This is a genomic window from Streptococcus sp. CF10-1, from assembly GCF_024295825.1.
GTDB lineage: Bacteria > Bacillota > Bacilli > Lactobacillales > Streptococcaceae > Streptococcus.
Genome location: NZ_JANCPQ010000003.1, coordinates 119,399 through 140,700, shown reverse-complemented (window position 1 = coordinate 140,700; position 21,302 = coordinate 119,399). Strand labels below are relative to the sequence as shown.

The window sequence follows — 21,302 nt, the reverse complement described above, 5'->3', positions numbered from 1 at the left end:
ACCATGAGTGATAACTCTAAAACACGTGTTGTCGTGGGGATGAGTGGTGGTGTTGATTCGTCGGTGACGGCTCTCTTGCTCAAGGAGCAGGGCTACGATGTGATCGGTATCTTCATGAAGAACTGGGATGACACGGATGAAAACGGCGTCTGTACGGCGACCGAAGATTACAAGGATGTGGCTGCGGTGGCAGACCAGATTGGTATTCCTTACTACTCTGTCAATTTTGAAAAAGAGTACTGGGACCGCGTTTTTGAATATTTCCTAGCGGAATACCGTGCAGGGCGCACGCCAAATCCAGATGTTATGTGTAACAAGGAAATCAAGTTCAAGGCCTTTTTGGACTATGCTATGACCTTAGGTGCAGACTATGTAGCGACTGGGCACTATGCTCGAGTGGCGCGTGATGAGGATGGCATCGTTCACATGCTTCGTGGCGTGGACAATGGCAAGGATCAGACCTATTTCCTCAGCCAACTTTCTCAAGAACAACTCCAAAAAACCATGTTCCCACTGGGGCATTTGGAAAAGCCTGAAGTTCGCAGACTAGCAGAAGAAGCTGGACTTGCGACTGCTAAGAAGAAAGACTCGACAGGGATTTGCTTTATCGGAGAAAAGAACTTTAAAAACTTTCTCAGCAACTACCTGCCAGCTCAGCCTGGTCGCATGATGACTGTGGATGGTCGCGATATGGGGGAGCATGCAGGTCTGATGTATTATACGATTGGTCAGCGTGGTGGACTCGGTATCGGTGGGCAACACGGCGGTGACAATGCACCGTGGTTCGTTGTCGGAAAAGACCTAAGCAAGAATATCCTCTATGTCGGCCAAGGATTCTACCATGATTCGCTCATGTCAACTAGCCTAGAGGCTAGTCAAGTTAACTTTACTCGTGACATGCCAGAGGAATTTACGCTAGAATGCACAGCTAAATTCCGCTACCGTCAGCCTGATTCTAAGGTGACTGTACATGTCAAAGGAGACAAGGCAGAGGTCATCTTTGCAGAGCCACAACGCGCGATTACACCAGGACAGGCAGTTGTCTTTTACGATGGCGAAGAGTGTCTAGGTGGCGGTTTGATTGACAATGCCTACCGCGATGGACAAGTTTGTCAGTACATTTAGATTGACAAATTTTCTCAATTTGCTACAATAATAAAAGCAATAGAAATGATGGTCAAAGCTCATGGATGTTGCAGGCTTTTTTGTCCTGCACTTCTTTGGAGTTTTGACTGTTTTTGTGTCGTTTAGAGGAAAGGACAAGAATGACTCAACAAGACTTTCGGACAAAAGTGGGAAATACGGTTTTTGGCGTTCGTGCGACAGCCTTGATTATCCAAAATGGCAAGCTCCTAGTTACCAAAGACAAGGGCAAGTATTACACAATTGGCGGTGCGATTCAAGTCAATGAAAGCACGGAAGAAGCGGTAGTCCGTGAAGTGAGGGAAGAACTAGGTGTCAAAGCTCAAGCTGGGCAGCTAGCTTTCGTGGTTGAAAATCGTTTTGAACAAGACGGTGTTTCCTATCACAACATCGAGTTTCATTATCTGGTGGACTTGCTTGAGGATGCTCCGTTGACCATGCAGGAGGATGAGAAAAGGCAGCCCTGTGAGTGGATCAACTTGGATCAGCTCCAGAATATCCAGTTAGTTCCAGCCTTTTTAAAAACAGCTCTGCCAACTTGGGATGGCCAACTAAGACACATTCATCTTGAGGAATAGGAGAGAAAATGATGGTTAAGCTTATTGCCCATGTACTTGTTCATAGTGGTTGTGATTATTTGCTCATTCAGCGTTCGGAAATTAAAAGAGGAGAACCCAACGTTTATCCATCTTACTGGGATATTCCTGGTGGCGGGGTTGAAAAGGGTGAACTTCCGCGAGATGGTGCTCTTAGAGAATGCATTGAAGAAGCGGGAGTTAGGCTAGATAGCAGTTCGCTCAAACTTCTTCACGAAGATAGTCAACTGGATACCTCTAAGGATACGGTCTTTACTCGCTTAGTTTATAAAGCAGAGTGGGTTGGGGAGAAACCAATTATCAGATTAGATCCTGAAGAGCATACACACTTTAAATGGGTTACTATGGATCAAGCTCTAGAGGAGGAGAAGTTAGTTCCTTATTTGCGAGAAATTTTTGAAAGGTTAAGAAATGACTTATAATTTTACGGAAGAATACGATATTATTGTAATCGGTGCGGGACATGCTGGGGTTGAGGCTTCCTTGGCTGCCAGCCGTATGGGCTGTAAGGTCTTGCTTGCGACCATCAACATTGAAATGCTGGCTTTCATGCCTTGTAACCCTTCTATCGGTGGCTCTGCCAAGGGGATTGTCGTGCGTGAAGTGGATGCCCTTGGTGGTGAAATGGCTAAAACCATTGACAAGACCTACATCCAGATGAAGATGCTCAACACTGGGAAAGGTCCAGCTGTCCGTGCTCTTCGTGCGCAGGCTGACAAGGAGCTTTACTCTAAAGAAATGCGCAAGACAGTTGAAAACCAAGAAAATCTGACCCTTCGTCAAACCATGATTGATGAGATTTTGGTCGAAGATGGCAAGGTTGTCGGTGTGCGTACAGCGACCCATCAAGAGTATGCTGCCAAGGCTGTTATCGTGACGACAGGGACTGCCCTCCGTGGGGAAATCATCATCGGAGACCTCAAGTATTCATCAGGACCAAACCACAGTCTGGCTTCGATTAACCTAGCTGATAATCTCAAGGAACTGGGCCTCGAAATCGGTCGTTTCAAGACAGGAACCCCTCCACGTGTCAAGGCTTCTTCTATCAATTACGACGTGACAGAGATTCAGCCAGGGGACGAAGCGCCAAATCACTTCTCTTATGCTTCACGTGATGAGGACTATGTTAAGGATCAAGTACCATGCTGGTTGACCTACACTAATGGTACCAGTCATGAGATTATCCAAAACAACCTCCACCGTGCGCCTATGTTTACAGGTGTGGTCAAGGGAGTGGGACCTCGTTACTGTCCGTCAATTGAGGACAAGATTGTGCGCTTTGCGGACAAGGAACGCCACCAACTTTTCCTTGAGCCAGAAGGGCGCAATACAGAGGAAGTTTATGTTCAAGGCCTATCAACCAGTCTGCCAGAGGATGTACAGCGTGAGTTGGTTCATTCTATCAAAGGTTTAGAAAATGCTGAGATGATGCGAACAGGTTATGCCATTGAGTATGACATGGTCTTACCTCACCAGTTGCGTGCGACTCTGGAAACAAAGAAAATCTCAGGACTTTTCACAGCTGGTCAGACAAATGGAACGTCAGGTTACGAAGAAGCTGCTGGTCAAGGGATTATCGCAGGTATTAATGCGGCTCTGAAAATCCAAGGCAAGCCTGAGTTGATTTTGAAGCGCAGTGACGGTTATATCGGGGTGATGATTGACGACTTGGTGACCAAGGGGACCATTGAACCTTACCGTCTCTTGACCAGTCGTGCTGAATACCGTCTCATCCTCCGTCATGACAATGCCGATATGCGTTTGACCGAGATGGGGCGAGAGATTGGGCTTGTGGATGATGAACGCTGGACTCGTTTTGAAATCAAGAAAAACCAATTTGACAATGAGATGAAGCGTCTCGACAGTATCAAACTCAAGCCGGTCAAGGAAACAAATGCCAAGGTTGAGGAGATGGGCTTTAAGCCGTTGACAGATGCGGTTACAGCCAAGGAATTCCTTCGCCGTCCAGAAGTTTCTTACCAAGATGTGGTGGCCTTCATCGGGCCAGCTGCCGAGGACTTGGATGACAAGATTATCGAATTGATTGAAACAGAGATCAAGTACGAAGGCTATATTTCCAAAGCCATGGATCAGGTTGCCAAGATGAAACGCATGGAAGAAAAACGCATTCCAGCTAATATTGATTGGGATGATATTGATTCTATCGCGACAGAAGCTCGCCAGAAGTTCAAACTCATCAATCCAGAAACTATCGGCCAAGCCAGCCGTATTTCGGGAGTAAACCCAGCAGATATTTCTATTTTGATGGTGTATCTTGAGGGGAAAAATCGTAGTATTTCGAAGAATCAAGAAAAGAAAGCATAGAAAAACAGCTCCGAAGATGGGGCTGTTTTGTTGATTTTCAAAGAGTATTATTCTTCATCTGGTGTGAGGATCATCGGGATGATAATCGGTTCACGTTCTGTGTTTTCATAGAGGAAAGGACGAATGGCGTTGACAATGGCGCCATTGACAGATTGCACGCTAGCATCTTTGTTCTTCAGCGCGATACGAATTGCATTGAAGAGGATGCGCTGGCTTTGGCGAATCAAGTCACCAGATTCTCTCATGTAGACAAAGCCTCGGCTGAGGATATCAGGACCAGACAAGATCATTTTAGACTTGAAGTCAACAGTTGCGACTGCTAGAACGACACCATCTTCAGATAGATCACGACGGTCTTTGAGGACAGCAGCGCCGATTTCACCGATACGATTTCCATCGACATAGATGTCTTGGGCATTGAAGTGCCCTGCGATACGGGCTGAGTTAGCAGTAAGGGCAAGCACATCACCATTGCTCATGATAAAGATATTGTCCTTCTCGACACCCGTATCCACCGCTAGTCCAGCGTGGACTTTTTGCATGCGGTATTCACCATGGACAGGCATGAAGTATTTTGGCTTAATCAAGCGGAGCATGAGTTTTTGCTCTTGCTGACCACCGTGTCCAGAGGTGTGGATATTGTTAATCTTTCCGTGGATGACTTCGACACCAGCTTCCGAGATAATGTTAATTAGCTTGTTGACGCTAGTGGTGTTTCCAGGAATTGGGCTAGAAGAGAAGATAACGGTATCGCCGGGTTGGAGTTGCACCTGACGGTGGGTTCCGTTAGCGATACGAGAGAGGGCAGCCATCGGCTCACCTTGACTACCTGTACAGAGGATAAGAACCTCGCCTGCAGGGTAGTCTTTGATTTCATTTGGCTCGATAAAGGTTCCCTTAGGAGCTTTGATGTAGCCAAGCTCGATCCCGTTGACAATGGCCTTTTCCATCGAACGTCCAAAGACCGCAATCTTTCGTCCAGTCTTAACAGCAGCATCTGTTGCTTGCTGGAGACGGAAGATATTTGAGGCAAAGGATGCAAAGATGATGCGTCCTTCGATACCTTGGATAATCTTCATGATGGACTGACCAACGACTTTTTCAGAGTTGGTAAAGGTTGGGACTTCTGCATTTGTCGAGTCAGAGAGGAGGCAGAGTACGCCTTCTTCACCAAGGGCTGCCATACGGTGCAAGTCTGCAGGTTCCCCAACTGGAGTAAAGTCAAACTTAAAGTCACCCGTACAGACGATTTTCCCTTGTGGGGTATGAATGACAATCCCTAAAGGCTCTGGAATAGAGTGGGTGGTTCTAAAGAAAGTTGCCTTGAGATTTTTAAAGGTCAACTCAGTGTTGTGGTTGATTTCGTAAAGTTTGGCGTTGCGCAAGAGGCCGTGTTCTTCGAGTTTTCCACGGATCAAAGCCAAGGCAAGTGGTCCAGCGTAGATAGGGACATTTGCTTGCTTGAGCAGGAAAGGAATCCCACCGATGTGATCCTCGTGTCCGTGTGTGATCAAGACAGCCTTGACGCGGTCGATATTGTCTACGATGTAAGAGTAATCAGGAATGACATAGTCGATACCCAGCAAGTCATCTTCTGGGAATTTAATCCCAGCATCGACGATGATAATCTCGTCTTGGTATTCAATTCCGTATGTGTTTTTCCCGATTTCTCCTAGACCACCGATGGCAAAAACGCCGACTTCTTCAGGTTTAAGAGTGTAGGCCATATTAGAACTCCGTAATCTCGAAAGCGCCAGTTTCTTTTTCGTAATCTAGCAATTTGTCAGACAAGAGTTCGATATACTCGATGTTGTACTCTGGGCGGTTTTCTTCGACAAGTTGGCGAGCAGCGATACGGCCCTCAAGTTCTGAGTTGGCATCGATGTCTAGGTAAAGTGAGCGTGTTGTTTCACGACGTGGGCTACGTTCTTTTGTTTCTTGATAAAAAACTTTGTAAATCATATAGTTCCTTTCTATTTACAGGTCAGCTTATTCCAAACTTTTAGCAGAGATTTGCTTGATTTCATTCCATTTTGTGTCTAGATTGACCTTGATTCGTTACAATTATTTCAATTATACCACAAAATGAAAAATTAGTAAAAGACGGAAATGGAGAAAGTCAGGAGGGGAAGAAGGAGTAAAAAGATAGGTAGGATTTGGTCGGAGAGCGCTTAGGTGTTATAATTAAAGGGGGAATCTAAAGAGATAGTGGATTTAAGGAAGAATATAGTTCTAGTTTCATTAATCGTTGGTGTAGATGGTTGGGGCAGAATGATATCTTTGAAAAAAGAAAAACTCTTGAGAAATCTCAAGAGCAAATAAAAAGGCAGAGACAAAACTCGGGGATTTTCCTGGAGCAGTCCAGATGGCAGCACCTCTACCTGAAGCGAATGTATCGCAACCTTTGAATGACTTGTCACCAAATCAAACTCGATCTCAGCCTTTACTTAATTCTATCATCTATGAGGCTAAGAAGTCAATCTATAAGTAAAATGATGTAGAAATAGCAAGATGGAGTGGAGTGATTACTAAAAGGTAAAGAAAAGCTCCTGACCGAAGTCAAGAACCGTCAAACGCTGGGGGCGAATTGTTCAATCGCAATTTCAGTTCTTTAGAAACCAAAGTTTCAGGGATAGCACTGCAACCCGAAGAGTCAATGACTCAACCTGATTTTCCTACCAATGTTGAATTACATTTTAACATTGATAGAACAACATTGTCAACAGTTTAAATAAAAAAAGGAATACCAAAAGGAGGATTAAGAATGTTTAGTTTGTTTGAATTTGCAGTAGGGGTTCGCCTCTTGATGTTTGTAGTCTTTGTAGCTTGTGTCTATGGGGGGAATGCCCTGTTTGTGCATCTGGAACACCGCAAAACAAAATTCCTTTGGAAGCTTGCTTTTGTGACGCTCTATTCAATTTTTCTCCTCCTGGTCACCTATGTTGTCTGGCTCGTTTTCTACTTTGGTTTAAATGCCTAAAGTCAATTATTCATCTAAATATACAGAAAATCCACCTCGTCTTGATAGATGGGATGGACTTTTTTTATTTTTAGGTGCTATCCTTATGTTTACGATGATCTCTCGTATCGAATATCGAGTCAAAGCATATATGTTTTATCCAAACTTCTTATGGCGATCCTTTCAATTCCTTGTTCACTTTTCTATTCAAAAAAACTACAACTTTTTTGAATTTTTTGTGTAGAATTGCTTGTCTAAGTGGCAGGCACTTTTGTTTCAAAATAAAGAAAATTCCCATGCGCTGGCTTTTGTAGTATAATAGTAAACAGACAAAAAGATAGGAATGTGTTATGAAAGTATTAGCTTTTGATACGTCCAGCAAGGCTCTTTCTCTAGCCATTTTAGAGGACAAGCAGGTTCTTGCCGAGACGACGATTAATATCAAGAAAAATCACAGTATTACTCTCATGCCTGCCATTGATTTTTTGATGGCAAGTTTGGATTGGACACCCAAGGATTTGGACCGAATCGTGGTAGCGGAAGGGCCAGGTAGTTACACAGGTTTGCGAATTGCGGTAGCAACTGCCAAGACCTTGTCTCATACCCTGAACATTGAGTTAGTTGGCATATCCAGCCTCTTGGCTCTGGTACCACGCCAACAAGAAGGCTTATTTGTTCCCCTGATGGATGCACGTCGCAACAATGTTTATGCAGGGTTTTATGAAAATGCCAAACCTGTCATACCAGAAGCACACCTGTCCTTTGCGGGAGTGCTAGAAAAAGTCAAGGATGCTGACCAGGTGACCTTTGTCGGAGAAGTTGGAGCCTTTGTGGGACAAATACAAGAACAACTACCACAAGCCAGCTACCAAGAAACCTTGCCAAATGCAGCTAATCTAGCTCTTTGGGCTTGGGATAAGGAAGCAGACTCCTTGCACGACTTTGTGCCAAATTACCTCAAACGAGTTGAGGCTGAGGAAAACTGGCTCAAGAATCACACCGAGTCTGGCGAGTCCTACATTAAACGCCTATGATAAAGATCAAACGAATCCAACAGCAACCTGACTTGGCTCAAGCTATCTATGCTGTTATGGTAGATGTTTACCCAGTCAGTCCTTGGACGCTGGAACAAATCCAAGCAGACCTATCCCAAGATCAGACTTGGTATGCTCTGGCTTATGATGGGGCAGAAGTGATTGGCTTTCTAGCTGTGCAGGAGAATCTCTTTGAGGCAGAAGTCCTGCAAATCGCTGTCAAAGGAGCCTATCAGGGTCAGGGGATTGCGTCAGCCTTGTTTGCAACATTGCCGACAGCCAAGGAGATTTTCCTCGAAGTCAGAAAGTCAAACCAACGAGCGCAAGCATTTTACAAGAAAGAAAAGATGGCGATCATCGCTGAGCGAAAGGCTTACTATCATGACCCAGTTGAGGACGCCATTATCATGAAGAGAGAAATAGATGAAGGATAGATATATTTTAGCATTTGAGACATCCTGTGATGAGACCAGTGTCGCCGTCTTGAAAAACGACGATGAGCTCTTGTCCAATGTCATTGCGAGTCAAATTGAGAGTCACAAACGTTTTGGGGGCGTAGTGCCAGAAGTGGCTAGCCGTCACCATGTCGAGGTTATTACAGCCTGTATCGAGGAAGCACTGGCAGAAGCAGGAATTACCGAAGAGGACGTAACAGCCGTTGCCGTTACCTACGGACCAGGATTAGTTGGAGCCTTACTAGTTGGTTTGTCAGCTGCCAAGGCCTTTGCTTGGGCACATGGCCTGCCACTTATCCCCGTCAACCACATGGCTGGCCACCTCATGGCAGCTCAGAGTGTGGAGCCTTTGGAGTTTCCTTTGTTGGCACTTTTGGTCAGCGGAGGACACACAGAGTTGGTCTATGTGTCAGAGGCTGGCGATTACAAGATTGTTGGGGAGACACGAGACGATGCAGTTGGGGAGGCTTATGACAAGGTCGGTCGTGTCATGGGCTTGACTTATCCAGCAGGTCGTGAGATTGACGAGTTGGCCCATCAAGGTCAGGATGTTTATGACTTCCCTCGTGCCATGATCAAGGAAGACAATCTGGAGTTTTCATTCTCAGGTTTGAAGTCTGCCTTTATCAATCTTCACCACAATGCTGAGCAAAAGGGAGAAAGCCTGTCTACAGAGGACTTGTGTGCGTCCTTCCAAGCTGCTGTCATGGATATTCTCATGGCAAAAACCAAGAAGGCTTTGGAGAAATATCCTGTTAAAACTCTGGTAGTGGCAGGTGGTGTAGCAGCCAATAAAGGTCTTAGAGAACGCTTGGCAGTCGAAATCACTGATGTCAAGGTCATCATCCCACCCCTGCGTCTCTGCGGAGATAATGCAGGTATGATTGCTTATGCAAGCGTTAGCGAGTGGAACAAAGAAAACTTTGCAGGCTTGGACCTCAACGCCAAACCAAGCCTCGCCTTTGATACTATGGAATAAAGAGTCAGCTTAAGGCTGGCTTTTTTGCTCGCCGAAATGTCAGAAAATTTTGATAAAAATATAAAAATAATGATATAATATATAAAGAATAGGAGGCGGTCAGATGATTGAGAGAATGGAATTGGGAGAATTTTACAAGGAATTGCGGCTGGCGAGGAAACTCAAGCAGTCAGATGTGGCTTGTGAGGGTCTAACAGCTTCTCAGTTATCTAAGTTTGAACTGGGGCAGTCTATGTTGTCTGCGGATAAACTGATTCTAGCTATCCAAGGGATAAATGTAACCTTCGACGAGTTTGGACACAAGCTTAACAATTATCAAGAATCACCACATATGCGATTTGGACGAAAGGTTGTAGATCGCTTTGCCCATCAAGATATGGCTGGCTTAGAGCAACTATTAGAGGAAGTTGAGCAAGAACAGATGGCGAAGACTTATCGTCGTTTGAACGCTATTGTGATTAAAAACGCTATCCATTCTCTAGATAAAAACTATCTGCTAGAAGAGGAGGATAGCGAGTTTTTGACTAGCTATCTCTATGCTATCGAGTCTTGGACCTGGTTTGAACTCTATCTTTTTTGCAATACCATGCCTTTCTTAAGTAATCAAGATCTGATTTTTTTATCCACCTCTTTACTTGAAAAATCCAAGGAATTTAAAGAATTGGCACACAATAGACTGTATATGAAAAGTGGCTTTCTGAATATCATATCAGAGCTCATGGAGCGCAAACTTTTTTCTTATATCCCAATCTTTGAAGCCGAGTTGGAGAGTATGCTCCGACCATACGATGTTTTTGAGAAATTATTGTGGCAGTTTTTAAAGAAGATGAGCATTTTCCTTCAAACTAAGGGAAGCAATCAGAAAGAAATTGAACACTTTATCCAATCTCTGCAAATATTAGAAAATCCACAATTAACAGCCCTTTTTGAACTACGCTTGCAGCAATATAAAGAACTTATCAATTAGCTAAAGATGGGAAATGATAATAATATCAGCAACGATTGTCAATAATGCTATGATTTGTTTCTTCATTTCATGTCCTCCTATCTAATAGTAACCATATTATATCAGTGAAATAATCAAATCAATCAAAATCGCAAATGTGAAATTTCCATAAGAAAAAATATCAAATATGCGATTTTCTAAAATAGACTGATTTCCGTGCTATACTATTCTTGTAAAGCACTTGAAGTAAATCCTAGGTCGCAGAAGTGGTTTACGAATAAAATAATTGAAGGAGTGTAAATGATGTTGAATTTACAATTTGCAGAAACAATGGAACTAACAGCAGCGGAGTTAGAGCAGGTTTACGGTGGAAATTTCACTATGGCTTGTGTGGGTGAAAATATTGGTTGTGGTGGTAGTGCTTTGCCTGCTTGGGGAGGTAGAGGTATTAGTCCCAGACCTTATGGGGCATTTGATTGGTCGAGTGGGCTGATTGAAGGACTGTTTGGAAAACGTCGTAACTAACATTTAGGAGAAAAAACTATGAAAAGGGAAGAAACGAAATTTTACCTAGGGACCATTTTGGTACTTATGTCTTATTACTTGATTTTTAATTTAGTAGTGAGATTAGAGTTTATGGATCAATTATCAGATTTTGGATTTTATGGGGTTCAAATTTTATTGATAGTAATTGAAGGAATTGCTGCTACTGTGGTTCTTGTTAAGAGTCAACGTTGGAAAGAGTACGGTCGCTTCCAGTTTCGTTGGTCCTATCTGGGTCTCTTCTTTCTTTCCTTTATATTGATGTTTTTGTGGGTAAATATAACGACTCGAATCTTTCCCAACACGCAAAATGGTAGTGCTATAAAAGAAACCGTAGCCAATTTGACGGGAATTAGTTATTTTGTGACACGTATTCTCTACGGCAGTCTTATTGCTCCGATAGTTGAGGAATTAGTTTTCCGCGGACTTCTGATGACAGCCCTATCTAAATTTAAAAAATACTATATTGATGTTATCATTTCTTCCACACTCTTTAGTCTCATCCATGTTTTACAATATGGATGGGTGTTAACAGACTTCATCGTTTATGCAGGAGCAGGTCTGCTACTCTGCATGCTCTTTCGTTATACACGTTCAATTTATTGGTCAATGGCCCTTCACATCTTGTGGAATACCTTTTTAATCATCGTCAGTTTACTGGTGTTTGGGTATTAGAAAGATGAAATATGAAAAAGATAATCTCACGCTACTATTTTTTAATAGCTATTCTACTTGTCATTTCTGACCAGTTCTTCATTCGTTTGCTTTTACATAGCGACCTTGCTGCTGGTCTATCTGACTTTGCCTATTATTTGTCAGATATGCTGTTGAATTTTCTTGTGGTTCTGCTTGCTATTATTGTTATGATTCGGTCAGGGAAATGGCAGAAAATCAACAGTCGAAAATTTAGAGGTTCCTATCTTCTCTATTGCTTCCTATCTCTCCTAGCTTTTGTTATTTGGAACTTCGTCACATTTTTTATTTTTCCGCCTACCAAAAATGAAATTGCTTATCAACTGGATGTTCCTACTTTTACGGGAGCAACGGCATTTTTGATGTATTTTTTCTATCCTGTGATTGCAGGTCCTATTTTTGAAGAGATGATTTATCGTGGATTGGTGATGACAGCTCTGGAAAAAGGAAAGAAATGGGGACTGGATGTGCTCGGTTCGGCTGCTTTGTTTGGAATCTTGCACATTAGTAACCACGGTTGGGTCTTGACAGACTTTTTCGTATATATGGGTGGCGGTCTCATATTTGCAGTCTTATTTAGAGTGACAAAGTCCATTTATTGGCCTATTGGACTGCACATAGTCTACAATGGCATTGGTCAAATTTTACCGTTGCTGTAATTTTGGGTGCTCAGCAATATCGGTCTATCCTTGGGGAAAAGTTCCCATTTGAACTCAAAAAGGAGTTGCGATGAAAGTATTTATTCAAAATAGAGATTTTAGGCAACTAACCATCAACCAGTGGATTTCAATGGTTGGGGATACAATTTTTTATCTTGCTTTTTTGAATTATGTGGCAGATGCTTCGTTTGCCCCCTTGGCAATTTTACTCATTACGATTTCAGAGACTGTTCCTCAAGTTCTGCAAATTTTTATGGGAGTTTTGGCTGACTTTCAACACCATCGTGTTCTAAAGTATACGGTTATTAGTTTTGTCAAATTTGTACTTTATTCTATAGTGGCGCTTTCGCTTTCAGGGCAGCCCTTTTCCTTATGGCTTGTATTCTTTATTTGTTTAATGAACCTTTTGTCGGATACATTGAGTTACTTTTCAGGAGCCATGCTTACTCCTATTTTTATAAGAATCATTGGGAAAGAACATCTGACAGAAGCTATTGGCTTTAAACAATCAACAGTTAGTTTAGTTCGGACAATCAGTAATATTCTAGGAGGGGTTTTACTAGGAATTCTTTCCATTCAGTTCATTTCCTTGCTAAACGCTCTGACGTTTCTGATAGCATTTGTAGGTATTCTTCTCATAAAAAATGATCTTTTGAAAGTTGAAAAAACAATTAGCTATCAAGAAGGTCTTTCTATAAAATCGTTTTGCCAGCATTTGTTCCAATCATCAAAATTGATCTGGAATATGGATAGAGTGATCTTCATTTTATTTATCGTCTCTATCAGCCAAGCGGTGATTAATGTTACTGTTCCTATTTCAACTCTTTTTTTAAGAAACCAACCGTTTTTGGATTTACAAACTGGTCAATCACTCGCTTTGTTATCAACACTAGAATTGTTAGCACTTATTGTCGGAAGCCTTGTAAGTGGCTATCTGAAAAATACGATTTCTATAAAAACAGCTCTATACGCTTCGGTCGTCATCCAGTTACTCCTTCTAGTAGGATTTGCCACAGTTCATTTTGGTTTGATTCTGCTTTTCAGCTCCTTGGATGCCTTCATCGCAGGGTTACTCTCTCCTAGATTGCAAGAACTCGTCTTTAAACAAATACCTGAGGAGTCAATGGGAGCGGTTCAATCCTCTATTGGTGCTATTACGGTTGTCTTACCAAGTCTATTCACAATCGTTTTCGTAACGATTGCTACAAGTTTTGGGGTCCTAGCGGTCAGCTTTATTCTATTGCTATTACTCCTAACCGCATTTGTCATGCTCTTGAATATTCGTGAGAGCATTTAGAGGAGAATTTGTATAATAGGTGTTTGAGACTGGATCGCCAGTCTTTTTATGACGGCCAAAATCAGCAGACTTTTTTCTCTTCTTTGAATATGTTATAATAGTCCGTGCTGTGGCTGTGATGATGAACAGCCTCAACTGGAGAAAATATGAGGAGAAGGATGAAAGAAAAAGGATTTTGGGAAGGTGTACATGCGGCCATGCCGACTGCCCTCGGCTATGTTAGTATCGGTCTGGCTTGTGGGATTATCGGTGCGCCCTATGTGACACCTGTTGAGATGGGCTTGATGAGCCTCTTTGTTTATGCCGGGAGCGCCCAGTTTGCCATGTTGGCACTGATTGCGGTACAAGCGCCTGTGGCAGCTATTGCTATGACGGTCTTTTTGATCAACTTGCGACTCTTTTTGCTGAGCTTGCATGCATCGACCTATTTCCGTCATACTAGTCTCTGGCAAAATATCGGCATGTCTAGTCTCCTGACAGATGAGACCTATGGCGTTTTGATGGGAGAATTAGCCCATACAGATAAAGTCCATCCTATGTGGATGCACGGGAACAATCTCAATAGTTATGTAGCCTGGTTTATTGGGACAGTGGCGGGGACGGCTTTAGGTGGCCTTCTTCCAAATCCTGAAGTCTTTGGCTTAGACTTTGCCCTTGTTGGGATGTTTATCGGGATTTTTACTTCACAATTTCAGATTATGCAAAGACGGGTTCCTGTACGGAATCTGCTACTAATCCTAGCCGTTGTTGCGGTGTCCTTCTTTTTGCTCTTGACAGTAGTGTCTCAGTCGCTAGCTGTTTTGTTTGCGACCTTGCTAGGTTGTACCATGGGGGTGGTCTTAGATGGTCAGTAAATATCTTTTGTTAGCCGTTATCTTTTCAGGCCTAGTGACTTGGATTCCCCGTATGATTCCCTTCATCTTGGTTAAGTACAAGGGCTTGCCAGCTATCGTCGAGCGGTTTTTGAAGTTTTTGCCTGTTTCCATTATCTTTGCCTTGATCCTTTCAAGCGTAGTGACTGGCAAAGTTGGCAGTCTCCCTCAAATCAAATGGCTGGACTTTTTAGCAGTCTTTCCAACGGCTTGGGTAGCCTTTCGCTACCGCAATCTAGTAGGTACGGTTCTTTTTGGGGTAGTCTTGATTGCAGTCTTGCGTCTGGTCTTTTAAATCAGCCATAAAAAAAACCTATCACCGAGATAGATATCATATAATGGCAAAAAAAAATATTTTCTGTTAAGATAGTAAAGTATTCTATTTTGGAGGAAATGACATGAAAAAAATCGTTAAATACTCATCTCTTGCTGCTCTAGGACTTGTGGCTGTAGGTGTGTTAGCAGCTTGCTCAGGTGGTGCGAAAAAAGAGGGAGAAGCAGCTAGCAAGAAAGAAATTATCGTTGCAACTAATGCTACACCAAAACCATTCAACTATGAAGAAAATGGCGAATTGACTGGTTACGAAATTGAAGTGGTTCGCGCTATCTTTAAAGACTCTGACAAGTATGATGTCAAGTTTGAGAAGACAGAGTGGTCAGGAGTCTTTGCAGGACTTGATGCTGACCGTTACAATATGGCTGTTAGCAACATCAGCTACACTAAAGAACGTGCTGAAAAATACCTTTATGCAGCTCCAACTGCTAAAAACCCTAACGTTCTTGTAGTGAAAAAAGATGACCCTAGCATCAAATCGCTTGATGATATCGGTGGAAAATCAACAGAAGTTGTTCAAGGGACAACTTCTGCTAAACAGCTAGAAGACTACAACAAACAACATTCAGATAATCCAACTGTCCTAAAGTATACTAAAGCGGACTTCCAACAAATCATGGGACGCTTGAGCGATGGCCAGTTTGACTACAAGATTTTTGATAAAATCGGTGTTGAAACAGTCATCAAGGACCAAGGTTTGGACAACTTGAAAGTGATTGAACTTCCAAGCGACCAACAACCTTACGTTTACCCACTTCTTGCTAAAGGTCAAGATGAGTTGAAATCATTTGTAGACAAACGTATCCAAGAACTCTACAAAGACGGAACTCTTGAAAAGTTGTCTAAACAGTTCTTCGGAGACACTTATCTCCCAGCAGAAGCTGATATTAAATAGTGGTATGAAATCATCCAGTCTGAGAAAGGCGGATGATTTCTCAATTTTTAGGTATATAGTTTCAAACTATATGTCTGCCTATCTAATAACAATTTGCTAAATCAAATAAAGTATGAGATACTATTACGGTATTATTTTTAAAGGAGATAGAATCATGAAAATTAAAAAATGGCTCGGTGTAGCAGCTCTTGCTACAGTCGCAGGTTTGGCTCTTGCAGCTTGCGGAAATTCAGAAAAGAAAGCAGACAACGAAACAGTTGTCAAAATTGCAACAGTTAACCGTAGCGGTTCTGAAGAAGCGCGTTGGGATAAAATCCAAGAATTGGTTGAAAAAGATGGAATTAAATTGGAATTCACAGAGTTCACAGACTATTCACAACCAAACAAGGCAACTGCTGATGGCGAAGTAGACTTGAATGCTTTCCAACACTACAACTTCTTGAACAACTGGAACAAAGAAAACGGGAAAGACCTTGTAGCGATTGCAGATACATATATCTCACCAATCCGCCTTTACTCAGGTAAAAATGGGGAAGAAAACAAGTATACCAAAGTGGAAGAAATCCCAGATAACGGTGAAATCGCCGTACCAAACGATGCAACAAACGAAAGCCGTGCGCTTTACTTGCTTCAATCAGCTGGTTTGATCAAATTGGATGTTTCTGGAACTGCACTTGCAACAGTTGCTAACATCACAGAAAATCCAAAGAACTTGAAGATTACTGAATTGGACGCTAGCCAAACAGCTCGTTCATTGTCATCAGTTGATGCTGCCGTTGTAAACAATACCTTCGTTACAGAAGCAAAATTGGACTACAAGAAAGCACTCTTCAAAGAACAAGCTGATGAAAACTCAAAACAATGGTACAACATCATTGTTGCGAAAAAAGATTGGGAATCATCACCTAAGGCTGATGCCATCAAGAAAATTATCGCAGCTTACCACACTGATGAAGTGAAAAAAGTTATCGAAGAAACATCAGACGGTTTGGACCAACCAGTTTGGTAATAAGACACAGGGAGGTGGGAGAGAGTTTCCACCTCTTGCTTTTGTATAGAGAGTTGATTTTAAAGATGCACTTGTGGTCGTTCTGAAGACACAAGTACGTAGTAGAAAGAGAGAGAAAATGGTTTTTCCTAGCGAACAAGAGCAGATTGAAAAATTTGAAAAGGATCATGTTGCCCAACATTATTTTGAAGTCTTGCGCACCTTAATTTCCAAGAAATCAGTCTTTGCCCAGCAGGTTGGACTAAAGGAAGTCGCAAACTATCTAGGTGAGATTTTCAAGCGTGTGGGGGCTGAAGTGGAGATTGATGAGAGCTACACGGCTCCCTTTGTCATGGCGCATTTCAAGAGTTCGCGTCCGGATGCCAAGACCTTGATCTTCTATAATCACTATGACACCGTGCCAGCAGATGGCGACCAGGTGTGGACAGAGAATCCTTTTACCCTTTCTGTGCGAAATGGCTTTATGTATGGGCGTGGGGTTGACGATGACAAGGGCCACATCACGGCTCGTTTGAGTGCTCTGAGAAAGTATATGCAGCACCATGATGACCTGCCTGTCAATATCAGCTTTATCATGGAGGGAGCAGAGGAGTCTGCTTCCATGGATCTAGATAAGTATTTAGAGAAACACGCAGACAAACTTCGTGGAGCGGACTTGCTAGTCTGGGAACAAGGAACCAAGAACGCCTTGGAACAGCTGGAAATCTCTGGCGGAAACAAGGGAATTGTAACCTTTGATGCTAAGGTAAAAAGTGCGGATGTGGATATCCACTCAAGTTATGGTGGTGTCGTGGAATCAGCGCCGTGGTATCTTATCCAGGCCTTAAGTAGCCTGCGAGCTGCTGATGGACGTATCTTGGTAGAAGGCTTGTACGAGGATGTTCAAGAGCCAAATGAACGAGAACTAGCCTTGGTGGACACCTACGCCCAACGCAATCCAGAGGAAATCAGTCGCATTTATGGCTTGGAATTGCCTCTCTTACAAGAGGATCGTGCAGCCTTTCTAAAACGTTTCTTTTTTGAGCCAGCCCTTAATATCGAAGGGATTCAGTCAGGTTATCAAGGGCAAGGGGTTAAAACGATTTTGCCAGCAGAAGCCAGTGCTAAGCTAGAGGTTCGTTTGGTTCCTGGCCTAGAACCGCATGATGTTCTGGAAAAAATTCGGAAACAGCTAGACAAAAATGACTTTGATAAGGTAGAATTATACTATACCTTGGGAGAGATGAGCTATCGAAGCGATATGAGCGCACCAGCCATTCTCAATGTGATCGAGTTGGCCAAGAAATTCTATCCACAGGGCGTTTCAGTCTTGCCGACCACAGCGGGGACAGGGCCCATGCATACGGTCTTTGATGCCCTAGAGGTACCAATGGTGGCCTTCGGTCTAGGAAATGCCAATAGCCGAGACCATGGTGGAGATGAAAATGTGCGAATCGCCGATTACTACACCCATATTGAATTAGTAGAGGAGCTGATTAGAAGCTATGAGTAGAGATATTATCAAGTTAGATCAGATTGATGTGACTTTTCACCAAAAGAAGAGAACCATCACAGCGGTCAAGGATGTGACCATTCACATCCAAGAAGGGGATATCTACGGAATCGTTGGATATTCTGGAGCGGGGAAATCCACTCTTGTACGGGTGATCAACCTCTTGCAAAAGCCATCTGCAGGAAAAATTACCATTGATAACGACGTCATTTTTAACGGCAGAGTGACCTTGACAGCAGAGCAGTTGCGTCGTAAGCGTCAAGACATTGGGATGATTTTCCAGCATTTTAACCTGATGAGTCAAAAGACAGCAGAGGAAAATGTGGCCTTTGCCCTCAAACACTCTGGACTCAGCAAGGAAGAAAAGAAAGCCAAAGTAGCTAAGTTGTTGGATTTAGTTGGCTTGGCGGATCGTGCTGAAAACTACCCTTCACAACTATCAGGAGGGCAAAAACAGCGTGTGGCTATTGCGCGTGCCTTGGCCAATGATCCAAAAATCTTGATTTCAGATGAGTCAACATCTGCCCTTGACCCTAAGACAACCAAGCAGATTTTGGCCTTGTTGCAAGATTTGAACCAAAAATTAGGCTTGACGGTTGTTTTGATTACGCATGAAATGCAGATTGTCAAAGACATTGCCAACCGTGTGGCGGTCATGCAGGATGGCCGTTTGATTGAAGAGGGCAGTGTTCTTGAAATCTTCTCGGACCCTAAACAACCTTTGACCCAGGACTTTATCTCAACTGCCACAGGTATTGACGAAGCCATGGTCAAGATTGAGAAGCAAGAAATCGTAGAGCACTTGTCTGAGAACAGTATTTTAGTGCAGCTCAAGTATGCGGGGGCTTCGACAGACGAACCACTTTTAAATGAATTGTACAAACATTACCAAGTAACGGCCAATATCCTCTATGGAAATATCGAAATTCTCGATGGCACTCCCGTTGGAGAATTGGTTGTGGTCTTGTCAGGGGAAAAAGCAGCGCTAGCAGGTGCTCAAGAAGCCATCCGTCAGGCTGGTGTACAGTTAAAAGTATTGAAGGGAGGACAGTAAAATGACAGAGTTGATTCAAACTTATCTACCAAATGTCTATAAGATGGGCTGGGCTGGTCAGGCAGGCTGGGGAACAGCCATCTACCTAACTCTTTATATGACAGTTCTTTCCTTCATCATCGGAGGGTTCTTGGGGCTGGTGGCAGGTCTTTTCCTCGTCTTGACAGCGCCAGGTGGTGTCTTGGAGAACAAGGTCGTTTTCTGGATTTTAGATAAGATTACCTCTATTTTCCGTGCGGTTCCTTTCATCATCCTCTTGGCAATCATGTCGCCACTTTCTCACTTGATCGTCAAGACGAGCATCGGGCCAAATGCAGCTCTTGTGCCACTTTCTTTTGCGGTTTTTGCCTTCTTTGCCCGTCAGGTGCAGGTGGTCTTGGCTGAACTAGATGGTGGTGTTATTGAGGCGGCTCAAGCGAGCGGAGCGACCTTCTGGGACATCGTGGGTGTTTATCTATCAGAAGGTCTTCCAGATTTGATTCGTGTGACGACTGTGACCTTGATTTCCCTTGTTGGGGAAACAGCTATGGCGGGAGCAGTTGGTGCTGGTGGTATTGGTAACGTAGCCATTGCCTATGGATTCAACCGCTACAATCACGATGTGACCATCTTGGCAACCATTATTATCATCTTGATTATCTTTACAATTCAGTTCTTGGGAGATTTCTTGACCAAGAAACTAAGTCATAAATAATGGAAGGAGTTCAAAGGGACTCCTTTTTGTTTTCTCACCGAAATGCAAGAAGGATAAAGCTTCTTTTTAGAAATATGCTATAATAAACAAAGGTCCCCAATTAGCAAATCAGAAAGTTTGCTGTAGAAGGGATGATAATGTAAAGGAGTTTGGCTGGTATGAATTATTTCGAGGGGAATGAGTTTTTCCTTCTCTTATTTGTAGTTTTACTGATTGGTTTTGTGGTAAACTTTTTTGAAAAACGTAAAGACTACTATATTTTGGCGCTCTCCCTCTTATTTGCAGGAGCTATCTATGGTAAGAGTCGAGCGATGATTGTCTATTTGCTCGCCTTTATCGTTTACCAGTATTTTCTGGTTTTTCTAGCGCAGCGGATAGAGGCAAAGTGGCTGAAACCACTGGTTTTCCTTTCCATTCTTCCTTTGGTGATCAATAAAGTCTTTGCTCTGACTTCTCTGCATTTGTTGGCCTTTATTGGAATTTCTTACATGTCCTTTAAGACCATTCAGATCATGCTAGAGATATCGGATGGCTTAATCAAAGAAAATATCAGTGTAAAAGATTATCTACAGTTTTTGCTCTTTTTCCCAACAGTTAGTGCTGGTCCAATTGATCGGAGTAGGAGATTTTTAAAAGAGATAAACGAGGTCATGCCACGAAAAGAGTATCTAGAGTTAGCAGGGGACGGTGTGTACCGTATCGTTCTAGGCCTCCTTTACAAGATTGTTTTATCAACCTATGTTTACCAGATGTTACTCGCTCTAAATAATACGGGCACAGTCGTTTACTCAATCAAGTATATGTACCTCTATACCTTGTATCTGTTCTTTGACTTTGCAGGCTATAGTCTAATGGCCGTTGGAAGTAGTAATATTCTAGGTATTCAGACACCGATGAACTTTAACAAACCTTTCTTGAGTGTCGATATCAAAGATTTCTGGACCAGATGGCATATCACCTTGTCGACCTGGTTGAGAGATTTTGTATTTTCAAGAGTATTGATGCAGGTTATCAGGAAAAAATGGTTCAAAAATAGACTACACAATGCAACCTATGCCTATATGGTCAATATGTTGGTCATGGGTTTTTGGCATGGTCTTAGTGTTAGCTACATTCTTTACGGTTTCTACCATGGTGTCTTGATGGCTGGATTTGAAGTGTATCAAAAGAAAAGCAATTTTTATAAGAAAAATAAAAATAAAAACTGGTATAAGCTACTAAGTTGGTTTGTAACCATGAATTTGGTTATGATTGGTTTCTTTATCTTTTCAGGTGAACCCTATAAAATCTTACTTACGATTTTAAAGAGATAAGAGATTGAAA

The 21,302-nt window shown here is 42.7% G+C and carries 24 protein-coding genes; 22 read left to right on the top strand and 2 right to left on the bottom strand.

Translation table 11 applies throughout. The annotated features are described in order from the left end of the window. Positions 1–3 precede the first annotated feature (3 nt). The 4 genes from mnmA (at position 4) to mnmG (ending at position 4,064) form a co-directional block, all read left to right on the top strand. Complete coding sequence (gene mnmA / locus NMM25_RS05415; RefSeq protein WP_254736245.1) at positions 4–1,125, top strand: tRNA 2-thiouridine(34) synthase MnmA; 1,122 nt, start codon at positions 4–6, stop codon at positions 1,123–1,125. A 140-nt stretch (positions 1,126–1,265) separates the two neighbouring features. Further along, entirely contained in the window at positions 1,266–1,721 is a 456-nt protein-coding gene (locus NMM25_RS05410) for an NUDIX hydrolase (RefSeq protein WP_254736182.1), read from the top strand. 8 nt (positions 1,722–1,729) lie between these two features. Next, a complete protein-coding gene (locus NMM25_RS05405; protein WP_254736181.1) occupies positions 1,730–2,161 on the top strand; it encodes an NUDIX hydrolase in 432 nt (143 codons plus the stop codon). Continuing rightward, a complete protein-coding gene (gene mnmG, locus NMM25_RS05400) occupies positions 2,151–4,064 on the top strand; it encodes a tRNA uridine-5-carboxymethylaminomethyl(34) synthesis enzyme MnmG (protein ID WP_254736180.1) in 1,914 nt (637 codons plus the stop codon). The genes NMM25_RS05405 and mnmG overlap by 11 nt, the downstream gene beginning before the upstream one ends. Before the next feature lie 47 nt (positions 4,065–4,111). On the opposite strand, the gene NMM25_RS05395 is transcribed toward mnmG, so the two are convergent. Then, positions 4,112–5,791 (bottom strand): ribonuclease J, encoded by a 1,680-nt coding sequence (locus NMM25_RS05395; RefSeq protein WP_000331970.1) that lies wholly within the window; start codon positions 5,789–5,791, stop codon positions 4,112–4,114. 1 nt (position 5,792) lies between these two features. After that, entirely contained in the window at positions 5,793–6,026 is a 234-nt protein-coding gene (locus NMM25_RS05390) for a DNA-dependent RNA polymerase subunit epsilon (RefSeq protein WP_000639582.1), read from the bottom strand. Positions 6,027–6,429: 403 nt separating this feature from the next. Here NMM25_RS05390 and NMM25_RS10550 point away from each other — a divergent pair, with 403 nt between their 5' ends. The 18 genes from NMM25_RS10550 (at position 6,430) to dltB (ending at position 21,292) form a co-directional block, all read left to right on the top strand. After that, entirely contained in the window at positions 6,430–6,555 is a 126-nt protein-coding gene (locus tag NMM25_RS10550) for a hypothetical protein (RefSeq protein ID WP_275080654.1), read from the top strand. A gap of 273 nt (positions 6,556–6,828) precedes the next feature. Further along, the gene (locus tag NMM25_RS05385; RefSeq protein WP_000492029.1) at positions 6,829–7,044 is read left to right on the top strand and encodes a hypothetical protein; all 216 of its coding nucleotides are present in this window, start codon (positions 6,829–6,831) and stop codon (positions 7,042–7,044) included. A 329-nt stretch (positions 7,045–7,373) separates the two neighbouring features. Continuing rightward, positions 7,374–8,057 carry a tRNA (adenosine(37)-N6)-threonylcarbamoyltransferase complex dimerization subunit type 1 TsaB gene (tsaB, locus tag NMM25_RS05380; protein WP_213988601.1) on the top strand — a complete coding sequence of 228 codons (684 nt, stop codon included), beginning with the start codon at positions 7,374–7,376 and terminating at the stop codon, positions 8,055–8,057. Further along, complete coding sequence (rimI, locus tag NMM25_RS05375; protein ID WP_213988600.1) at positions 8,054–8,491, top strand: ribosomal protein S18-alanine N-acetyltransferase; 438 nt, start codon at positions 8,054–8,056, stop codon at positions 8,489–8,491. Before tsaB ends, rimI begins: the two co-directional genes overlap by 4 nt. Then, positions 8,481–9,491, top strand: coding sequence for a tRNA (adenosine(37)-N6)-threonylcarbamoyltransferase complex transferase subunit TsaD (gene tsaD / locus NMM25_RS05370; protein ID WP_213988599.1), 1,011 nt, complete (start codon positions 8,481–8,483; stop codon positions 9,489–9,491). The genes rimI and tsaD overlap by 11 nt, the downstream gene beginning before the upstream one ends. 103 nt (positions 9,492–9,594) lie before the next feature. Next, a complete protein-coding gene (locus NMM25_RS05365) occupies positions 9,595–10,458 on the top strand; it encodes an Rgg/GadR/MutR family transcriptional regulator (RefSeq protein WP_213988598.1) in 864 nt (287 codons plus the stop codon). Between the two features lie 282 nt (positions 10,459–10,740). Continuing rightward, complete coding sequence (locus NMM25_RS05360; protein WP_213988677.1) at positions 10,741–10,962, top strand: hypothetical protein; 222 nt, start codon at positions 10,741–10,743, stop codon at positions 10,960–10,962. Positions 10,963–10,980: 18 nt separating this feature from the next. After that, positions 10,981–11,655: a CPBP family intramembrane glutamic endopeptidase gene (locus tag NMM25_RS05355; RefSeq protein WP_213988597.1), complete on the top strand. Its 675-nt coding sequence runs from the start codon at positions 10,981–10,983 to the stop codon at positions 11,653–11,655. Positions 11,656–11,666: 11 nt separating this feature from the next. Continuing rightward, a complete protein-coding gene (locus NMM25_RS05350; RefSeq protein WP_033584772.1) occupies positions 11,667–12,332 on the top strand; it encodes a CPBP family intramembrane glutamic endopeptidase in 666 nt (221 codons plus the stop codon). Between the two features lie 70 nt (positions 12,333–12,402). Next, the gene (locus NMM25_RS05345) at positions 12,403–13,629 is read left to right on the top strand and encodes an MFS transporter (RefSeq protein ID WP_033584774.1); all 1,227 of its coding nucleotides are present in this window, start codon (positions 12,403–12,405) and stop codon (positions 13,627–13,629) included. Between the two features lie 158 nt (positions 13,630–13,787). Continuing rightward, the gene (locus NMM25_RS05340) at positions 13,788–14,483 is read left to right on the top strand and encodes an AzlC family ABC transporter permease (protein WP_081730819.1); all 696 of its coding nucleotides are present in this window, start codon (positions 13,788–13,790) and stop codon (positions 14,481–14,483) included. Next, positions 14,473–14,796, top strand: a complete 324-nt coding sequence (locus NMM25_RS05335; RefSeq protein WP_000253936.1) for an AzlD domain-containing protein — start codon at positions 14,473–14,475, stop codon at positions 14,794–14,796. The genes NMM25_RS05340 and NMM25_RS05335 overlap by 11 nt, the downstream gene beginning before the upstream one ends. 103 nt (positions 14,797–14,899) lie before the next feature. Continuing rightward, positions 14,900–15,730 (top strand): amino acid ABC transporter substrate-binding protein, encoded by an 831-nt coding sequence (locus NMM25_RS05330; protein WP_084853160.1) that lies wholly within the window; start codon positions 14,900–14,902, stop codon positions 15,728–15,730. Between the two features lie 154 nt (positions 15,731–15,884). Beyond that, entirely contained in the window at positions 15,885–16,739 is an 855-nt protein-coding gene (locus NMM25_RS05325; RefSeq protein ID WP_000694527.1) for a MetQ/NlpA family ABC transporter substrate-binding protein, read from the top strand. Between the two features lie 118 nt (positions 16,740–16,857). Next, entirely contained in the window at positions 16,858–18,231 is a 1,374-nt protein-coding gene (locus tag NMM25_RS05320) for a M20/M25/M40 family metallo-hydrolase (protein ID WP_254736179.1), read from the top strand. Beyond that, positions 18,224–19,285 carry a methionine ABC transporter ATP-binding protein gene (locus tag NMM25_RS05315; RefSeq protein WP_247931448.1) on the top strand — a complete coding sequence of 354 codons (1,062 nt, stop codon included), beginning with the start codon at positions 18,224–18,226 and terminating at the stop codon, positions 19,283–19,285. The genes NMM25_RS05320 and NMM25_RS05315 overlap by 8 nt, the downstream gene beginning before the upstream one ends. Position 19,286: 1 nt before the next feature. Next, on the top strand, positions 19,287–19,979 hold the full coding sequence (locus tag NMM25_RS05310) for a methionine ABC transporter permease (RefSeq protein ID WP_254736178.1): 693 nt from the start codon (positions 19,287–19,289) through the stop codon (positions 19,977–19,979). Between the two features lie 158 nt (positions 19,980–20,137). Beyond that, positions 20,138–21,292 (top strand): D-alanyl-lipoteichoic acid biosynthesis protein DltB, encoded by a 1,155-nt coding sequence (gene dltB, locus NMM25_RS05305; RefSeq protein WP_254736177.1) that lies wholly within the window; start codon positions 20,138–20,140, stop codon positions 21,290–21,292. The last annotated feature ends 10 nt before the right edge of the window (positions 21,293–21,302 follow it).